This is a genomic window from Sphingomonas sp. SAFR-052 (genome assembly GCF_051965015.1).
GTDB lineage: Bacteria > Pseudomonadota > Alphaproteobacteria > Sphingomonadales > Sphingomonadaceae > Sphingomonas.
On the sequence record NZ_JBQCMO010000001.1, the window covers coordinates 314843 to 332157 of the forward strand.

The 17315-nt window shown below is 63.9% G+C and carries 27 protein-coding genes; all 27 read left to right on the forward strand.

The genetic code is table 11. From position 1 onward, the window contains the following. The first annotated feature begins 16 nt into the window (after positions 1 to 16). The 27 genes from fusA (at position 17) to rpsK (ending at position 17270) form a co-directional block, all read left to right on the forward strand. Positions 17 to 2110, forward strand: a complete 2094-nt coding sequence (fusA, locus tag ACTHQV_RS01370; protein WP_440488002.1) for an elongation factor G — start codon at positions 17 to 19, stop codon at positions 2108 to 2110. Between the two features lie 202 nt (positions 2111 to 2312). Then, positions 2313 to 3506, forward strand: a complete 1194-nt coding sequence (tuf, locus tag ACTHQV_RS01375; RefSeq protein WP_345876535.1) for an elongation factor Tu — start codon at positions 2313 to 2315, stop codon at positions 3504 to 3506. A gap of 153 nt (positions 3507 to 3659) precedes the next feature. After that, positions 3660 to 3968 carry a 30S ribosomal protein S10 gene (gene rpsJ / locus ACTHQV_RS01380; RefSeq protein ID WP_033921125.1) on the forward strand — a complete coding sequence of 103 codons (309 nt, stop codon included), beginning with the start codon at positions 3660 to 3662 and terminating at the stop codon, positions 3966 to 3968. 324 nt (positions 3969 to 4292) lie between these two features. Beyond that, positions 4293 to 5018 carry a 50S ribosomal protein L3 gene (rplC, locus tag ACTHQV_RS01385; protein ID WP_440488003.1) on the forward strand — a complete coding sequence of 242 codons (726 nt, stop codon included), beginning with the start codon at positions 4293 to 4295 and terminating at the stop codon, positions 5016 to 5018. Between the two features lie 2 nt (positions 5019 to 5020). After that, complete coding sequence (rplD, locus tag ACTHQV_RS01390; RefSeq protein WP_440488004.1) at positions 5021 to 5647, forward strand: 50S ribosomal protein L4; 627 nt, start codon at positions 5021 to 5023, stop codon at positions 5645 to 5647. Further along, the gene (locus tag ACTHQV_RS01395; RefSeq protein WP_056456264.1) at positions 5640 to 5957 is read left to right on the forward strand and encodes a 50S ribosomal protein L23; all 318 of its coding nucleotides are present in this window, start codon (positions 5640 to 5642) and stop codon (positions 5955 to 5957) included. Before rplD ends, ACTHQV_RS01395 begins: the two co-directional genes overlap by 8 nt. A gap of 1 nt (position 5958) precedes the next feature. Next, positions 5959 to 6807 carry a 50S ribosomal protein L2 gene (gene rplB / locus ACTHQV_RS01400; RefSeq protein ID WP_440488005.1) on the forward strand — a complete coding sequence of 283 codons (849 nt, stop codon included), beginning with the start codon at positions 5959 to 5961 and terminating at the stop codon, positions 6805 to 6807. 3 nt (positions 6808 to 6810) lie between these two features. Further along, entirely contained in the window at positions 6811 to 7089 is a 279-nt protein-coding gene (gene rpsS / locus ACTHQV_RS01405) for a 30S ribosomal protein S19 (protein WP_440488006.1), read from the forward strand. Then, the gene (rplV, locus tag ACTHQV_RS01410) at positions 7089 to 7466 is read left to right on the forward strand and encodes a 50S ribosomal protein L22 (RefSeq protein WP_056456260.1); all 378 of its coding nucleotides are present in this window, start codon (positions 7089 to 7091) and stop codon (positions 7464 to 7466) included. The genes rpsS and rplV overlap by 1 nt, the downstream gene beginning before the upstream one ends. Continuing rightward, positions 7466 to 8176 (forward strand): 30S ribosomal protein S3, encoded by a 711-nt coding sequence (rpsC, locus tag ACTHQV_RS01415; RefSeq protein ID WP_242192907.1) that lies wholly within the window; start codon positions 7466 to 7468, stop codon positions 8174 to 8176. Before rplV ends, rpsC begins: the two co-directional genes overlap by 1 nt. 12 nt (positions 8177 to 8188) lie before the next feature. Further along, complete coding sequence (gene rplP, locus ACTHQV_RS01420; RefSeq protein WP_055790394.1) at positions 8189 to 8620, forward strand: 50S ribosomal protein L16; 432 nt, start codon at positions 8189 to 8191, stop codon at positions 8618 to 8620. 2 nt (positions 8621 to 8622) lie between these two features. Further along, the gene (gene rpmC, locus ACTHQV_RS01425) at positions 8623 to 8826 is read left to right on the forward strand and encodes a 50S ribosomal protein L29 (RefSeq protein ID WP_056456258.1); all 204 of its coding nucleotides are present in this window, start codon (positions 8623 to 8625) and stop codon (positions 8824 to 8826) included. Positions 8827 to 8837: 11 nt separating this feature from the next. Continuing rightward, a complete protein-coding gene (gene rpsQ, locus ACTHQV_RS01430; protein WP_055763313.1) occupies positions 8838 to 9110 on the forward strand; it encodes a 30S ribosomal protein S17 in 273 nt (90 codons plus the stop codon). A gap of 212 nt (positions 9111 to 9322) precedes the next feature. After that, positions 9323 to 9691, forward strand: a complete 369-nt coding sequence (rplN, locus tag ACTHQV_RS01435; protein ID WP_055996097.1) for a 50S ribosomal protein L14 — start codon at positions 9323 to 9325, stop codon at positions 9689 to 9691. Continuing rightward, positions 9691 to 10005 carry a 50S ribosomal protein L24 gene (gene rplX, locus ACTHQV_RS01440; protein ID WP_440488007.1) on the forward strand — a complete coding sequence of 105 codons (315 nt, stop codon included), beginning with the start codon at positions 9691 to 9693 and terminating at the stop codon, positions 10003 to 10005. The genes rplN and rplX overlap by 1 nt, the downstream gene beginning before the upstream one ends. Beyond that, positions 9998 to 10582 carry a 50S ribosomal protein L5 gene (rplE, locus tag ACTHQV_RS01445; RefSeq protein ID WP_345876540.1) on the forward strand — a complete coding sequence of 195 codons (585 nt, stop codon included), beginning with the start codon at positions 9998 to 10000 and terminating at the stop codon, positions 10580 to 10582. The genes rplX and rplE overlap by 8 nt, the downstream gene beginning before the upstream one ends. Before the next feature lie 59 nt (positions 10583 to 10641). Beyond that, on the forward strand, positions 10642 to 10947 hold the full coding sequence (gene rpsN / locus ACTHQV_RS01450; protein WP_055756896.1) for a 30S ribosomal protein S14: 306 nt from the start codon (positions 10642 to 10644) through the stop codon (positions 10945 to 10947). Between the two features lie 11 nt (positions 10948 to 10958). Further along, positions 10959 to 11354, forward strand: coding sequence for a 30S ribosomal protein S8 (gene rpsH, locus ACTHQV_RS01455; protein ID WP_033921102.1), 396 nt, complete (start codon positions 10959 to 10961; stop codon positions 11352 to 11354). Then, complete coding sequence (gene rplF, locus ACTHQV_RS01460; RefSeq protein WP_440488008.1) at positions 11354 to 11887, forward strand: 50S ribosomal protein L6; 534 nt, start codon at positions 11354 to 11356, stop codon at positions 11885 to 11887. The genes rpsH and rplF overlap by 1 nt, the downstream gene beginning before the upstream one ends. Then, positions 11887 to 12243 carry a 50S ribosomal protein L18 gene (gene rplR / locus ACTHQV_RS01465; protein WP_440488009.1) on the forward strand — a complete coding sequence of 119 codons (357 nt, stop codon included), beginning with the start codon at positions 11887 to 11889 and terminating at the stop codon, positions 12241 to 12243. Before rplF ends, rplR begins: the two co-directional genes overlap by 1 nt. Before the next feature lie 3 nt (positions 12244 to 12246). Then, the gene (rpsE, locus tag ACTHQV_RS01470) at positions 12247 to 12969 is read left to right on the forward strand and encodes a 30S ribosomal protein S5 (protein WP_440488010.1); all 723 of its coding nucleotides are present in this window, start codon (positions 12247 to 12249) and stop codon (positions 12967 to 12969) included. Positions 12970 to 12975: 6 nt separating this feature from the next. Beyond that, positions 12976 to 13152: a 50S ribosomal protein L30 gene (gene rpmD / locus ACTHQV_RS01475; protein ID WP_440488011.1), complete on the forward strand. Its 177-nt coding sequence runs from the start codon at positions 12976 to 12978 to the stop codon at positions 13150 to 13152. A gap of 97 nt (positions 13153 to 13249) precedes the next feature. Then, positions 13250 to 13780 (forward strand): 50S ribosomal protein L15, encoded by a 531-nt coding sequence (gene rplO, locus ACTHQV_RS01480; RefSeq protein WP_242116027.1) that lies wholly within the window; start codon positions 13250 to 13252, stop codon positions 13778 to 13780. A 239-nt stretch (positions 13781 to 14019) separates the two neighbouring features. Beyond that, positions 14020 to 15387, forward strand: coding sequence for a preprotein translocase subunit SecY (gene secY / locus ACTHQV_RS01485; RefSeq protein ID WP_242116028.1), 1368 nt, complete (start codon positions 14020 to 14022; stop codon positions 15385 to 15387). Positions 15388 to 15412: 25 nt separating this feature from the next. Next, a complete protein-coding gene (locus tag ACTHQV_RS01490) occupies positions 15413 to 16057 on the forward strand; it encodes an adenylate kinase (RefSeq protein ID WP_440488012.1) in 645 nt (214 codons plus the stop codon). A gap of 347 nt (positions 16058 to 16404) precedes the next feature. Beyond that, on the forward strand, positions 16405 to 16773 hold the full coding sequence (gene rpsM / locus ACTHQV_RS01495; protein WP_440488013.1) for a 30S ribosomal protein S13: 369 nt from the start codon (positions 16405 to 16407) through the stop codon (positions 16771 to 16773). Positions 16774 to 16880: 107 nt separating this feature from the next. After that, complete coding sequence (rpsK, locus tag ACTHQV_RS01500) at positions 16881 to 17270, forward strand: 30S ribosomal protein S11 (protein ID WP_055763349.1); 390 nt, start codon at positions 16881 to 16883, stop codon at positions 17268 to 17270. The last annotated feature ends 45 nt before the right edge of the window (positions 17271 to 17315 follow it).

Consider the following 17315-nt stretch of genomic DNA (forward strand, 5'->3'; position numbering starts at 1 on the left):
CTAAGGAAGCACGATCATGGCCCGCAGCCATCCGCTCGAACGGTATCGCAACATCGGCATCATGGCGCACATCGACGCCGGCAAGACGACGACCACCGAGCGTATTCTTTACTACACCGGCAAGTCCTACAAGATCGGCGAAGTGCATGAAGGCACCGCCACCATGGACTGGATGGAGCAGGAGCAGGAACGCGGCATCACCATCACCTCGGCGGCAACCACCTGCAAGTGGCGTGCGGAAGAGGGCAAGGGTGAAGAGCACCTGATCAACATCATCGACACGCCGGGCCACGTCGACTTCACCATTGAAGTCGAGCGTTCGCTGCGCGTGCTCGACGGCGCGGTCGCCTGTTTCGACGGCGTCGCCGGCGTGGAGCCGCAGTCGGAAACCGTGTGGCGTCAGGCCGACAAGTACGGCGTGCCGCGCATGTGCTTCGTCAACAAGCTCGACCGCACCGGTGCCGACTTCTATTTCTGCGTCGACTCGATCATCGAGCGTCTGGGCGCGCGCCCGGCGGTCCTGTATCTCCCGATCGGTATCGAAGGCGGCTTCAAGGGCCTTGTCGACCTGGTCGAGAACCGCGCGATCATCTGGCTCGAAGAGTCGCTGGGCGCGAAGTTCGAATATCAGGACATTCCGGACGATCTGAAGGAAAAGGCTGCGAAGTATCGCAGCGAGCTGATCGAAATGGCCGTCGAACAGGACGACGACGCCATGGAAGCGTATCTGGAAGGCACCGAGCCGACCGTCGCCGAACTCAAGAAGCTGATCCGCAAGGGTACGCTCGCCATGACGTTCGTGCCGATCGTCTGCGGTTCGGCGTTCAAGAACAAGGGCGTGCAGCCGCTGCTCGACGCCGTCGTCGACTATCTGCCGTCGCCGCTCGACATTCCGGACGTGCAGGGCGTGAAGCTCGATGGCGAGACCCCGGATTCGCGTCCGGCGTCGGACACCGCGCCGCTGTCGCTCCTGGCGTTCAAGATCATGAACGATCCGTTCGTCGGCTCGCTGACCTTTGCCCGCATCTATTCGGGGACGCTGACCAAGGGCAGCTACTTGAACTCGGTGAAGGACAAGAAGGAAAAGATCGGCCGTATGCTCCTCATGCACGCGAACTCGCGTGAGGACATCGACGAGGCACGTGCAGGCGACATCGTCGCCATCGCGGGTCTGAAGGAAACGACGACCGGCGACACGCTGTGCGATCCGGCGAACCCGATCATCCTGGAACGCATGGAGTTCCCGGAACCTGTCATCGAGCTGTCGGTGGAACCGAAGACCAAGGCCGACCAGGAAAAGATGGGCATCGCGCTCAACCGCCTGGCCGCCGAAGATCCCTCGTTCCGCGTGTCGACCGATCACGAATCAGGCCAGACGATCATCAAGGGCATGGGTGAACTTCACCTCGAAATCCTCGTCGATCGCATGAAGCGCGAGTTCAAGGTCGAGGCGAATGTCGGTGCGCCGCAGGTGGCGTATCGCGAATATCTCGCCAAGCCGGTCGAACTGACCTACACCCACAAGAAGCAGTCGGGTGGTTCGGGCCAGTTCGGTGAAGTGAAGGTCAAGGTCGTTCCCGGCGAGCGTGGCTCGGGCTACCAGTTCTTCGACGAGATTAAGGGCGGCAACATCCCGCGCGAATATATCCCGTCGGTGGAAAAGGGCATGCGCGAGACGGCGCAGACCGGTTCGCTGATCGGCTTCCCGATCATCGACTTCGAAGTGCACCTGATCGACGGCAAGTATCACGACGTCGACTCGTCGGCGCTGGCGTTCGAAATCTGCGCCCGTGGCGCGATGCGCGAAGCCGCTCAGAAGGCCGGCATCAAGCTGCTCGAGCCGATCATGAAGGTCGAGGTCGTGACCCCGGAAGACTATCTCGGCGACGTCATCGGCGACATGAACAGTCGTCGTGGCCAGATCCAGGGCACCGACAGCCGCGGCAACGCGCAGACCGTCGAAGCGATGGTCCCGCTCGCCAACATGTTCGGCTATGTGAACCAACTGCGCTCGTTCACCCAGGGCCGCGCGCAATACTCGATGCAGTTCTCGCACTATGATGAAGTGCCGCAGAACGTCGCGGACGAGGTGAAGGCGAAGATGGCCTGAGGCGCACGGAGCTAAGCTAGCTTAGCTCCGAGACGCCGAAAGGCCGGCCGGCGGGACGGTCCCCGTGACTGTCCCGACCGACGGCGAATTTACTTCGTCGTCCGCGCCCCGGTTCAGGGGCTGGCATTACGAAACAACACCCGCTAAAGGGCCGCGTTCGCGTGGCCCCGGCGGCACCGAATTCGAATCAGAAGGTAGGAAAATGGCTAAGGCAAAATTCGAGCGGAACAAGCCGCACCTCAACATCGGCACCATCGGTCACGTCGACCACGGCAAGACCTCGCTGACCGCCGCGATCACGAAGGTGCTGGCGGACACGATGGGCGGCGTCGCCGTCGATTTCGCCAACATCGACAAGGCCCCGGAAGAGCGCGAGCGCGGCATCACCATCTCGACCGCCCACGTCGAGTATGAGACCGCCAACCGCCACTATGCGCACGTCGACTGCCCCGGCCACGCCGACTATGTGAAGAACATGATCACTGGCGCGGCGCAGATGGACGGCGCGATCCTGGTCGTGTCGGCCACCGACGGCCCGATGCCGCAGACCAAGGAGCACATCCTGCTCGCCAAGCAGGTCGGCGTTCCCACCATGGTCGTCTTCCTGAACAAGGTCGACCTGGTCGACGACGAGGAAATCCTCGAACTCGTCGAAATGGAAATTCGCGAAGAGCTGTCGAAGCGTGAATTCGACGGCGACAACATTCCGATCATCCGCGGTTCGGCCACCTGCGCCCTGTCGGGTTCGGACCAGAAGCTGGGCCAGGAAGCCATCCTGGAACTGATGAAGGCGGTCGACGAATCGATCCCGCAGCCGGAACGTCCGCTGGACAAGCCGTTCATGATGCCGATCGAAGACGTGTTCTCGATCTCGGGTCGCGGCACCGTGGTCACCGGCCGCGTCGAAACCGGCGTTGTGAAGGTCGGCGAAGAAGTCGAAATCGTCGGCATTCACGAATCGGTCCGCAAGACCGTCGTCACCGGCGTCGAAATGTTCCGCAAGCTGCTCGACCAGGGCCAGGCCGGCGACAACATCGGCGCGCTGATCCGCGGCGTCGCCCGTGACGAAGTGGAGCGTGGTCAGGTTCTGGCGAAGCCGGGCTCGATCACCCCGCACACCGACTTCCAGTCGTCGGTGTACGTGCTGTCGAAGGACGAAGGTGGCCGTCACACGCCGTTCTTCGCCAACTATCGTCCGCAGTTCTACTTCCGCACCACGGACGTCACCGGCACGATCGAACTGCCGGAAGGCACCGAAATGGTCATGCCGGGCGACGAAGTCGCGCTGGGCGTGAAGCTGATCGCACCGATCGCCATGGACGTCGGCCAGCGCTTCACCATCCGTGAAGGCGGTCGCACCGTCGGCGCAGGGGTTGTCAGCGGCATCGACAAGTAATATAGCGACTCGAACAGGCGGCCGCCCCCGGCAACGGGGGCGGCCGTTTGCTATTTAATGAGGGCACCTCGCTTGTAGCTGGGGTATCCACTAAGCCATTCGTTGTTAATCAAGAGCCGTCCCAACGGCCCGCTCTTTCGCATCGGTAGGACCATGGACAACAATATCCGTATTCGCCTGAAGGCGTTCGACCATCGCGTGCTCGACCAGGCGGCCGGCGACATCGCCGACACCGCGCGTCGCACCGGCGCCCTGATCCGTGGACCCATTCCGCTGCCCACGCACATCGACAAGTTCACGGTCAACCGCGGCCCGCACATCGACAAGAAGTCGCGCGAGCAGTTCGAGACCCGTACCTACAAGCGTCTGCTCGACATCGTGCAGCCGACCCCCCAGACCGTCGACGCGCTCATGAAGCTCGACCTCGCGGCAGGGGTGGACGTAGAGATCAAGCTGGCGTAATAGCCGGCTTCCGCGACGTAGGGTGATTCCGCCCTGCGTCGCGCTTTCGCTTCCCGTCGGTTCGTTCTGAACAGCGGCGGTAGAGGCCGGGAAAGCAACCACAGGGATACCGAACGGCACCACGCTCTTGGGCAAGGTGCCGTTGTCCGCGTCCCCGCTATCGTCGATGCAGCCCTTCGGTGGGGGAATATCGGCGATGTCTGGCCCTGGCGGGGGCGTGCAGATCGCAAGGGCTGGGGCTTCGGAGGCGGGTGACCGCGCACCGGGGCCTTTTTCGTTAGGCAAGCTCGTCGTCAAGACGAGCCTCTGTTGGAGGAGTGGGTCATGCGCACTGGCGTGATCGCGAAGAAAATGGGAATGACCCGGTTGTTCCAGGACGATGGGCGCCACGTGCCCGTCACGGTCCTGCAACTGGAAGACGTGCAGGTCGTCGCCCGTCGTGAAATGGATCGTGACGGTTACGTCGCGGTGCAGCTCGGCGCCGGCACCGCCAAGGCGAAGAACGTCGCCAAGCCGCAGCGCGGCCATTTCGGCAAGGCCGAAGTGACCCCGAAGGCGCGCGTGGTCGAGTTCCGCGTGGCGGAAGACGCGCTGCTCGATGTCGGTGCCACCATTGGTGCCGATCACTATGTCGCCGGCCAGCTGGTCGACGTTTCGGGCCGTACGCAGGGCAAGGGCTTTGCGGGCGCCATGAAGCGTTGGGGCTTCGGTGGTCTGCGCGCTACGCACGGCGTGTCGGTGTCGCACCGTTCGCACGGTTCGACCGGTCAGCGTCAGGATCCGGGCAAGGTCTTCAAGAACAAGAAGATGGCCGGCCACATGGGCGACCGTAACCGCACGCAGCAGAATCTGCAGGTCGTGTCGACCGACGTCGAGCGCGGGCTGATCTTCATCAAGGGTTCGGTTCCCGGTCACAAGGGCACCTGGCTGACGGTCAAGGACGCGGTGAAGGTCGCGCGCCATGCCGATGCGCCGTATCCCGCTGGTCTGAAGAGCGCCAACAGCAACGACGCGGCCGCACCGGCAGCGACCGACGGCCAGGAGGGCTGATCATGAAGGTCAAGGTACAGACCCTCGACGCCGTCGAAAGCGGCGATATCGAGCTGAACGACGAGGTGTTCGGCCTCGATCCGCGTGCGGACATCCTGCACCGGGTCGTGACCTGGCAGCTCGAAAAGCGTCGCGGCACCGCCCGCGGCACCCGCGAGCGCGCCGATGTTGCGCGTTCGGGCAAGAAGCTGGGTCGCCAGAAGGGCGGCGGTGTCGCCCGTCACGGCGATCGCCGCGCTCCGGTGTTCGTCGGCGGTGGTAAGGCGCACGGCGCCCGCGTCCGCGACTTCAACCCGGGCCTGAACAAGAAGGTTCGCGCTTTGGGCCTGAAGATGGCGCTGTCGAGCCACGCCAAGGCAGGTTCGCTGGTGGTTCTGGACGGTCTGACCGTCGAGGACGGCAAGACCAAGGCGCTGACGGGCAACCTGTCGAAGCTGGGCTTCGGCAAGACCGCGCTGGTGATCGATGGCGATGCCGTTGAGAACAGCTTCGCGCTGGCCGCCCGCAACCTGCGTCAGGTCAATGTCCTGCCCGCCGGTGGCGCGAACGTCTATGACATCCTGAAGCACGACACGCTGGTGCTGACCCGCGCGGCGATCGAAAAGCTGGAGGCCCGCTTCAATGGCTAAGCAGCAGCAGTCGGCTATCGACATCCGTCATTATGACGTGGTGCTTAGCCCTCACATCACCGAAAAGTCGACGATGCTCTCCGAGCATAACGCCGTCGTCTTCAAGGTCGCGAACAAGGCGTCGAAGCCGGAGATCAAGGCAGCGGTCGAAGCGCTGTTCAACGTCACCGTCACCGGCGTGAACACGATCGTGACCAAGGGCAAGACCAAGAAGTGGAAGGGCGCGCCCTACACCCGGTCGGACTTCAAGAAGGCGATCGTGACCCTGGCCGAAGGCCAGTCGATCGACATTACTGAGGGGGCCAAGTAACATGGCACTCAAGCAATATAATCCGACGACGCCGTCGACCCGCGGGCTCGTCCTGATCGATCGTTCGGCCCTGTATAAGGGTCGTCCGGTCAAGGCGCTGACCGAAGGCAAGACCAAGACCGGCGGTCGCAACAACAAGGGCCATGTGACGTCGCGCGGTATCGCGGGCGGTCACAAGCAGCGCTATCGCATCATCGACTTCAAGCGTCGTCTGTGGGATGTCGAAGGCACCGTGGAGCGGATCGAATATGATCCCAACCGCACCGCGTTCATCGCGCTCGTCAACTATGGCGAGACCGAGGGCAAGGCCAACGTCGCCTACATCATCGCGCCGCAGCGTCTGAACGTCGGCGACAAGGTGATCGCCGGCAAGAAGACCGACGTGAAGCCAGGCAATGCGATGGAACTGGGCCAGGTGCCGGTCGGCACGATCGTCCACAACGTCGAGATGAAGCCGGGCAAGGGCGGTCAGATCGCGCGTTCGGCCGGTACCTATGTGCAGGTCGTTGGTCGTGACAAGGGCATGGTCATCGTCCGTCTGAACTCGGGCGAGCAGCGCTACATCCATGCCGCCTGCATGGCGACCGTCGGTGCGGTGTCGAACCCCGACAACCAGAACCAGAATCTGGGCAAGGCCGGCCGTAACCGCTGGCTCGGTAAGCGTCCGCTGACCCGCGGCGTCGCCAAGAACCCGGTCGACCACCCGCACGGCGGTGGTGAAGGCCGGACCTCGGGCGGCCGTCACCCGGTCACCCCGTGGGGCAAGCCGACCAAGGGCGCGCGCACGCGGCACAACAAGGCGACGGACAAGATGATCATCCGTAGCCGTCACGCGAAGAAGAAGGGCTAAGCGATGGCTCGTTCCGTATGGAAGGGTCCGTTCGTGGACCTCAATCTGCTGAAGAAGGCGGAAGCGGCGCAGGACGCCGGCACCCGTGCCGGCCCGATCAAGACCTGGTCGCGCCGTTCTACCATCCTTCCGCAGTTCGTCGGCCTGACGTTCAACGTCTATAACGGCCGCAAGTTCGTGCCGGTTTCGGTCAACGAGGAAATGGTCGGCATGAAGCTCGGCGAATTCGCGCCGACGCGCTTCTTCCCCGGCCACGCCGCCGACAAGAAGGGCAAGCGCTGATGAGCAAGCAGGCAGCACCGCGCCGCGTCGGTGACAAGGAAGCTCTGGCGGTCGCGACCCAGGTCCGCGGCTCGGCCCAGAAGCTGAACCTCGTCGCCGCACTGATCCGCAACCGTCCGGTCGGCGATGCGATGAACATCCTCGCCTTCTCGAAGAAGGCGATGGCGGTCGATGTCCGCAAGTGCCTCGCTTCGGCGATCGCGAATGCGGAAAACAACCACAACCTCGACGTCGACGCACTCGTCGTCAAGGAAGCCTCGGTCGGCAAGTCGATCACGATGAAGCGTTTTGCGACCCGCGGTCGCGGTAAGTCGACGCGCATCCTGAAGCCGTTCAGCCGCGTGCGCATCGTCGTGTCCGAGGTGGAGGAAGCGTAATGGGTCACAAGTCCAATCCCATCGGTCTGCGTCTGCAGATCAACCGCACCTGGGACAGCCGTTGGTATGCCGAAGGCGCCGACTATGGCCGTCTGCTGCTGGAGGATCTCAAGATCCGCCAGTACATCATGAAGACGCTGCCCCAGGCGGCGATCTCGAAAGTGGTCATCGAGCGTCCGGCCAAGTTGTGCCGCATCTCGATCTTCGCGGCGCGTCCCGGCGTCATTATCGGCAAGAAGGGCACCGACATCGAAAAGCTTCGCAAGAAGCTGGGTTCGATGACGTCGTCGGACGTGTCGCTGAACATCGTCGAGATCCGCAAGCCGGAAATCGACGCGAAGCTCGTCGCGCAGGGCATTGCCGACCAGCTCGAGCGTCGTATCGCCTTCCGCCGCGCTATGAAGCGTGCGGTGCAGTCGGCGATGCGTCTGGGCGCCGACGGCATCCGCGTCGCTTGCGGCGGTCGTCTGGGCGGTGCGGAAATCGCCCGTTCGGAAGGCTATCGCGAAGGTCGCGTGCCGCTGCACACGCTGCGTGCGAACCTCGACTATGCCGAGGCCGAAGCGCACACCGCGTACGGCGTCTGCGGTGTCAAGGTCTGGATCTTCAAGGGTGAGATCCTCGGCCATGACCCGATGGCGCAGGACCGGCTGATGATGGAGGCCCAGACCTCCGGCGTGCGCCCCGCGCGCGACGATCACCGCCGCTAAGGATAATTTGAGATGCTGCAACCAAAGCGCACCAAGTTCCGCAAGGCCTTCAAGGGCCGCATCCATGGCGATGCCAAGGGCGGTACGTCGCTGAACTTCGGGTCGTACGGCCTGAAGGCGATGGAGCCGGAGCGGATCACCGCCCGCCAGATCGAGGCGGCTCGCCGCGCGATCACGCGTCACATCAAGCGCCAGGGCCGCTTGTGGATCCGGATTTTCCCGGATCTGCCGGTGTCGTCGAAGCCGGCCGAAGTCCGCATGGGCTCGGGCAAGGGTTCGCCCGAATTCTGGGTCGCCCGCGTCAAGCCGGGTCGCATCCTGTTCGAACTGGACGGCGTGCCCGGTCCGCTCGCCGCGGAGGCGTTCTCGCGCGCCGCGATGAAGCTGCCGATCGCGGTCAAGGTCGTTGCCCGTCTGGGCGACACCTCGCACCTGGAGGGTTGAAAATGACGAAGGCAACCGATCTTCGCGCCAAAAGCGACGACCAGCTGGTCGAGGAACTGTCGAGCCTGAAGCGTGAGGCGTTCAACCTCCGTTTCCAGGCGGCGACCAGCCAGCTGGAAAAGCCGACCCGCGTGAAGGAAGTCCGTCGCGACATCGCGCGGATCAAGACGCTGCAGGGCGAGCGTTCGCGCTCGGCCGACAAGTAAGGACGAGAGACATGCCGAAGCGCGTGCTGACCGGGATGATCGTCTCGGACAAGACCGACAAGACGGTGGTGGTCAAGGTGGAGCGGAAGGTCAAGCACCCGCTCTATGGCAAGATCATCCGCCGTTCGAAGAAGTATCATGCCCATGACGAGGGCAATGAGTATCGCGAAGGCGAGACCGTGCGCATCGAAGAGACCGCGCCGATCTCGAAGCTGAAGACCTGGAAGGTGATCGAGCGGGTCAACACCCACGCGACGCCGGCTGAAGTCGCAGCCGAGGCGTAAGCCTCTGCAGGGGCGGGGGTACGACCTCTGCCCCACATGCCATTCCGGGGTCGGACCCGGATGTGACGAACATTCGCGGACAGGCGCTTGCCTTTTCGCCGTGGGGCGGTTAATGGGCCGCTCCCCCCGGCGCGGTACGCCCGCAGCCGGGGGTTCATTTTTAGCAGGCGGGGTCCGGTCGGAATCGGCCCCATGGACAAGGAATCGCATCCATGATTCAGATGCAATCCAACCTCGACGTCGCTGACAACAGCGGCGCGAAGCGGGTGCAGTGCATCAAGGTGCTGGGCGGCTCGAAGCGCCGCACGGCCGGTGTCGGCGACGTCATCGTCGTCAGCATCAAGGAAGCCGCTCCGCGCGGCCGCGTGAAGAAGGGTGACGTGCACCGCGCCGTCATCGTTCGCACCGCCAAGGACATCCGTCGTACCGACGGTTCGGTGATCCGTTTCGACGGCAACGCCGCGGTGCTGGTCAACAAGAACGAGGAGCCGATCGGCACCCGTATCTTTGGCCCGGTGGTCCGCGAGCTGCGCTCGAAGGGCTTCATGAAGATCATCTCGCTCGCCCCTGAGGTGCTGTAATGGCTGCTGCGAAGATCAAGAAGGGCGACACCGTGATCGTCCTGTCGGGCAAGGACAAGGGCAAGACCGGCCAGGTCACCCAGTCGATGCCGAAGGATGGCAAGGTCGTCGTGTCGGGCGTCAACATCGCCGTTCGCCACAAGAAGCCGAACCAGGCCGACCCGCAGGGCGGTCTGGTGCGCTCGGAAGCGCCGCTGCACGTCAGCAAGGTCGCGCATGTCGTCGACGGCAAGCCGAGCCGCGTGCGCTTCGAAGTGCGCGACGGCAAGAAGGTCCGGGTCGCCGTGAAGGGCGGGGAGGTCATCAATGGCTGATAAGTACACGCCGCGCATGAAGTCGATCTATGACGATCGCATCGTGAAGGCGATGACCGAGAAGTTCGGTTACAAGAACGCGCTCGAAGTGCCCCGGATCGAAAAGATCGTCCTGAACATGGGCGTGGGCGAAGCGACGCAGGACAAGAAGAAGGTCGAGCAGGCCAGCTCCGAAATGGAGCTGATCGCGGGCCAGAAGCCTGTCGTGACCAAGGCGAAGAAGTCGATCGCGCAGTTCAAGCTGCGTGAAGGCATGGCGATCGGCTGCAAGGTCACGCTGCGCCGCGAGCGGATGTACGAATTCCTCGATCGCTTCATCACCATCGCGCTCCCCCGTGTCCGCGACTTTCGTGGCCTGAACCCGAAGTCGTTCGATGGCCGCGGCAACTATGCCTGCGGCATCAAGGAACAGATCGTGTTCCCCGAAATCAACTATGACCGCATCGACAAAGTGCGCGGCATGGATGTGATCGTGACCACCACCGCCAAGACCGACGACGAAGCTCGCGAGCTTCTGCGTCTGTTCGGTTTCCCCTTCCCGCAGGAAGCGGACGCCGAAGAAAAGAAGGCGGCCTAATCCGGTCCGCTCCCGGCCACGGGGGCGGCCGTTCGCTTTAACGAAGAGAGCTTAAGTCCATGGCGAAACTGAGTTCCGTGAACAAGAACGAGCGCCGTCGTGCGCTCGTCAAGAAGTTCGCACCCAAATATGCGAAGCTGAAGGCGATCGCAGCCGACCAGTCGCTCGACGAAACCGAGCGTCTGATCGCGCGGCTGAAGATGGCCGAGATTCCCCGCAACGGGAATCCGACCCGCATCCGCAACCGTTGCGAGCTGACGGGTCGTCCCCGCGGCTATTATCGCAAGTTCCGTCTCGCCCGCGTCATGCTGCGTGAACTGGCCAACAAGGGCCTGATCCCCGGCGTCACGAAGTCGAGCTGGTAAGGAACACGGCAATGGCATTGACCGATCCCCTGGGTGACATGCTCACCCGCATCCGCAACGGCCAGCGCGCGCGCAAGGACAGTGTCCTGACGCCTGCCAGCAAGTTGCGGGCCCGTGTCCTCGACGTGCTGCAGCGCGAAGGCTATATCCGTGGCTACAGCGAAGAGCAGATGGGCCCCGCGGCCGGCATCCGCATCGAGCTGAAGTATTTCGAAGGCCAGCCGGCGATCAAGCACGTCGCGCGCGTCTCGAAGCCCGGCCGCCGCGTCTATTCGGGTTCGCAGGAACTGCCGAAGGTCCGCAACGGCCTCGGCATCACCATCGTATCGACGCCGCGTGGCGTTCTGTCCGACGCCGAAGCGCGCGAGCAGAATGTCGGTGGCGAAGTGCTCGCGGAGGTCTTCTGATGAGCCGCATCGGTAAGAAGGCAGTCCCGGTTCCGGCCGGCGTGACCGCCAACATCGCAGGGCGCGAGCTGAGCGTTAAGGGTCCGAAGGGCACGCTGACGCTGCCGCTGGCCGACGACATCGCCTATGAAGTCACCGACGGTGGCATCTCGGTGCAGCCGGCCAATGACACCAAGCGCGCGCGCGCGTTCTGGGGCATGCAGCGTACGCTCGTGCAGAACTTGGTCACCGGCGTGACGACCGGCTTCACCAAGAAGCTGCTCATCACCGGCGTCGGCTATCGTGCCGCGGCGCAGGGCAAGAACCTGAAGCTGCAGCTCGGCTACAGCCACGACGTCAACATCGACGTGCCGGAAGGCATCGAGATCAAGACGCCCGATCAGACCACGATCGAAATCAGCGGGATCGACAAGCAGAAGGTCGGTCAGATCGCTGCCGAGATCCGTCGTTGGCGTAAGCCCGAGCCGTACAAGGGCAAGGGCATCAAGTACGACGGCGAGTTCATCTTCCGCAAGGAAGGGAAGAAGAAGTAATGACCAAGGGTCTCTCCCTCTTCGAGAAGCGCCGTCGGCGCAATCGCACCGCGCTGAAGGCGCGTTCGGGCGGCCGTGCGCGGCTGTCGATCCATCGTTCGGGCAAGCACATCTACGCCCAGGTCATCGACGATGCGGCGGGTCACACCGTGGCGTCGGCATCGACCCTGGAAAAGGACGTGCGCGGCACCTCGGGCGCGAACATCGATGCCGCCAAGGGCGTCGGTACCCGCGTTGCGGAAGCGGCCAAGGCCGCCGGCGTGACGCAGGTCGTGTTCGACCGTGGCGGCTTCCTGTTCCACGGCCGCGTCAAGGCGCTGGCCGAGGCCGCCCGCGAAGCCGGATTGGAGTTCTAAGACATGGCTGACGAAAACAATCAGGCCGAAACGCCCGCCGTCGAGCAGTCGGCGCAGGGTGGCGAGCAGCCGCAGGGCCGTGGGCCCCGTGGTGGCCGTGGTCGCGGCGGTCCGGGTGGCCCGGGCGGCGGTCGCGGTGGTCGTGACGGCAATCGTGGCGGTCGCCGCGACGATCGTCGCGGCGCCGAGGATGGTGGCGAGGAGCTCATCGAAAAGCTCGTCCACATCAACCGCGTGTCGAAGACCGTGAAGGGCGGCAAGCGCTTCGGTTTCGCAGCGCTGGTCGTCGTCGGCGACGGCAAGGGCCGCGTTGGTTTCGGGCATGGCAAGGCGCGCGAAGTGCCGGAAGCCATCTCGAAGGCGACCGCCGCTGCCAAGAAGGCGATGGTCCGCGTTCCGCTCAAGGACGGTCGCACGCTGCACCATGACGGCAACGGTCACTTCGGTGCCGGTCGCGTGACGCTGCGTTCGGCTCCGGCCGGTACCGGCATCATCGCCGGTGGTCCGATGCGCGCCATCTTCGAGTCGCTCGGCGTCGCTGATGTCGTGACGAAGTCGGTCGGCACGTCGAACCCGTACAACATGATTCGTGCGACCTTCGAGGCGCTGAACGACCAGTCGTCGCCGAAGGCGGTGGCGCAGCGTCGCGGCAAGAAGATCGCCGACCTGCTGGGTCGTGGTGGATCGCAGACCGCCGAGGCTGATGCCGCGGCGATCGTGGAGTAAGCTGTGATGGCAACCGTCAAGATCACCCAGACCGGGTCGCCGATCCGCCGGACCAAGGATCAGCGCGCGACGCTGATCGGTCTCGGCCTCAACAAGATGCACCGTACGGTCGAGCTGAACGACACCCCCGAGGTGCGCGGCATGATCCGTAAGGTACAGCACATGGTGTCGGTCGAGGGCTGAGGCCTTCCACCTTTACCGGTGACAAATGCGGGGAAGGGGGCTAAGCGGCCCCCTTCCTCATTTCTTTAGCGCGAACATAGCGAAAGCGAGTGCACACATGAAACTCAACGAAATCCGCGACAACGAAGGCGCCCGCAAGAGCAAGATGCGCGTCGGACGCGGCATCGGCTCGGGCAAGGGCAAGACTGCCGGTCGCGGCCAGAAGGGTCAGAAGAGCCGCGAAGGCGTGTCGATCGCCGGGTTCGAGGGCGGTCAGATGCCGCTCCACATGCGGATCCCGAAGCGCGGCTTCAACAACATCTTCGCCAAGGACTATGCCGAAGTGAACCTCGGCGCGATCCAGAAGGCGGTCGATGCCGGCAAGATCGAAGCCGGTGCAGCGCTCGACCATGCCGCGCTCAAGGCCGCGAACCTGGCCCGTGGTGGCAAGGACGGCGTCCGTCTGCTCGGCAAGGGCGAACTGACCGCCAAGCTGACCTTCACCGTCGCCGGTGCGTCGAAGTCGGCGATCGAAGCGGTCGAAAAGGCCGGTGGTTCGGTGTCGGTGATCGAAGTCGTGCCCGCGCACGAAAAGGCCGCTGCCAAGAAGGGCAAGACCCTCGCCGCCAAGAAGGCCGCGCACGCGTAAGGTTCCCACCCGTCTGGTTCGAGCAGCTTCGAGCCTGTCGAGAAGCGATCGTCGAGAACTCCCGCCCAGCGGACCACGTTTTCGATACGCGCTCTCGACTTCGCTCGATCGCTACTCGAACCGAACGGGATGAACGGACGGGGGTGAGCGTGCTCCCCCTTAGACATCCCGGCCGCAACCCCTATATGGTCGCCCGGGGGGTGGGCTGATGGCCCGCCAGCATCATTCGGGACATTTCCATGGCAGCCGCCTCAGACGGTCTTGCGACCAATCTCAATCTGTCGAAATTCGGTCAGGCGACCGAACTGAAGAAGCGCCTGTGGTTTACGCTCGGTGCACTGATCGTGTTCCGCATGCTGAGCTATGTGCCGCTGCCGGGCATCGACCCGACGCAGCTTGGCTTGCTCGCCAATCAGACGCAGGGCGGCGTTCTCGACTTCTTCAACACCTTTTCGGGCGGTGCGCTGACGCGCATGTCGGTCGTCGCGCTGGGCGTCATGCCCTATATCACCGCGTCGATCGTCGTGCAGCTCGCCACCTCGCTCAGCCCACAGCTCGCCGCCATCAAGAAGGAAGGCGAATCGGGCCGCAAGAAGCTCAATCAATATACCCGCTACGGCACGGTCGCGCTGACCGCGATCCAGGGCTATACCATCGCCGTCGGGCTGGAGGCGTTCGGCGCTTCGGCCGGCGCGCAGGCGGTGATCGAACCGGGCATGACCTTCCGCATCGCAGCGGTTATCTCGCTGATCGGCGGCACCATGTTCCTGATGTGGCTGGGCGAGCAGATCACCAGCCGCGGTATCGGCAACGGCATCTCGCTCATCATCATGGCGGGCATCGTCGCGCATCTGCCGACGACGTTGCTGCAGCTGTTCGAAGGCAGCCGGTCGGGTACGATGAACCCGCTGACGCTGATCGGCATCATCGCCGCCGTCGCCGGACTCGTTCTGTTCATCTGTTTCATGGAACGCGCGCAGCGTCGTATCCTGATCCAGTATCCCAAGCGTCAGACGGCGCGCGGGGTGCAGGCCGATCGCAGCCATTTGCCGCTGAAGATCAACACCGCAGGCGTCATCCCGCCGATCTTCGCGTCGTCGCTGCTGCTGATGCCGGTGACGATCACCCAGTTCGCAGGGCAGGCGACGGCAGGCGAAAGCCGTTGGGGCGACTTCATCATCACCCTCAACCAGTATCTGGCACACGGACAGCCGCTCTACATGCTGCTGTACGGCGCGGGCATCGTGTTCTTCTCGTTCTTCTACACCGCGATCGTCTTCAATCCCGAAGAGACCGCCGACAATCTGAAGCGCTATGGCGGGTTCATCCCCGGCATCCGCCCGGGCAAGAATACCGAGAATTATTTCGACTATGTCCTGACCCGGATCACGGTGATCGGCGCGGCCTATCTGGTCATCATCTGCCTGTTGCCCGAATATCTGGTTTCGGCGCTGTCGATTCCCTTCTATCTCGGCGGGACCAGCTTGCTCATCGTGGTCAACGTCACGATGGACACGGTAACGCAGATCCAGTCGCACTTGCTGGCCCACCAGTATGGCGATCTCATCAAGAAGGCGAAGCTCAAGGGCGGTCGCCTGCGCGGCTGAGCGCAACAGGACTAAAGGGGCAGCAATGGACATCATCCTTCTCGGACCGCCGGGGGCAGGCAAGGGCACGCAGGCTGCGAGGCTCGAATCGACCCGTGGCATGGTCCAGCTGTCGACCGGCGACATGCTGCGCGCGGCGGTGAAGGCCGGCAGCCCGGTCGGGTTGCAGGCGAAGGCGGTGATGGATGCCGGCGAACTGGTGTCCGACGCGATCGTATCGGCGCTGATCGGTGAACGGCTCGACCAGCTGGGCGATCAGGGTGCGATCTTCGACGGCTATCCGCGCACTGCCGCCCAGGCCGACGCGCTCGACCTGCTGCTCGAACATCGTGGTCGCAAGCTGACCCATGTCATCGAACTGGTCGTCGACGAAGACGCGCTGGTCGAGCGCATCGTCGGCCGCTTCACCTGTGGCAATTGCGGTGCGGGCTATCACGACCGGTTCAAGCAGCCGGCCGTCGCCGGTGTCTGTGACGTCTGCGGCTCGACCGAGTTCAAGCGGCGCCCCGACGACAACGAAGCGACCGTGCGGACCCGTATGGTCGAATATCGCGCCAAGACCGCGCCGATCCTGCCGCTCTACGAGTCGCGCGGTATCGTCCACCGTGTCGACGGCATGGCGGACATGGACGACGTGACTGCGCAGATCGGTTCGATCCTCGGCGCGTAAGGGCAGGGAAGCTTCGCGCTTCCCCGTCACGCAAACGTCACCCCAGCGCAGGCTGAGGTCTCCCGGCTCAAGGGCGCAACGCCCGCCCCATGGAGACCCCGGCCTGCGCTGGGGTGACGCATGTCGGAGCAGGTTCGAGGCGAGTATCGCTCACGCCCGACCCGGAATTTGGTTCCCCCCTCCGGTTGACACTGCCCGAATCGGTCCGTATCAGCGCAACACCCCGACATACCGGTTTACGGCGGCGCTTCCGCGCGTTCGCCGCGATCGTGCGTTATGGGGCGCAACGCTACGAGATGAGGGGCCGCTGCCATGCGGTGCCTCGTGGAGCTGGGAGAATTTAGTTCATGGCACGTATCGCGGGTGTTAATATCCCGACCAACAAGCGCGTCGTCATCGCGCTGCAGTATATCCACGGCATCGGTCCGGCCAAGGCCAAGGAACTGACCGATCAGCTGGGTATCGCCGCGGAACGCCGCGTGCAGGACCTGAGCGACCAGGAAGTGCTCCAGATCCGTGAAGCGATCGACGCGAACCACACCGTGGAAGGTGACCTGCGTCGCCAGACCGCGATGAACATCAAGCGTCTGATGGACCTCGCCTGCTATCGCGGCCTGCGTCACCGCAAGGGCCTGCCGGTCCGCGGCCAGCGCACGCACACCAACGCGCGCACCCGCAAGGGCAAGGCGAAGCCGATCGCGGGTAAGAAGAAGTAAAAATCGGTCCGGGGGACCGATTTTAACTTCTCCTCCGCCGGAGGCGGGTGTGAGGCAGACCGCCTCCCGGCCTCCGTACCACGCTATACAGGTCAGGATTACCAACAATGGCACGTGAACCGCAGCGCCTTCGCCGTCGCGAGCGCAAGAACATCACCGCCGGCGTCGCGCATGTGAACGCCAGCTTCAACAACACCATGATCACGATCACCGACGCGCAGGGCAACGCGATCTCGTGGTCGTCGGCCGGCATGATGGGCTTCAAGGGCTCGCGTAAGTCGACCCCGTATGCCGCGCAGGTCGCTGCCGAGGACGCCGGCCGCAAGGCTGCCGATCACGGCGTGCGCACGCTCGAAGTCGAAGTGAAGGGCCCGGGTTCGGGTCGTGAATCGGCGCTTCGCGCGCTGCAGGCCGTCGGTTTCCAGATCACGTCGATCCGCGACGTGACCTCGATCCCGCACAACGGCGTGCGTCCGTCGAAGCGTCGCCGCGTCTGATCCGTGCCTGCCGCCTCGCCGGGTTCGTCCGGCGGGGCCGTTCTT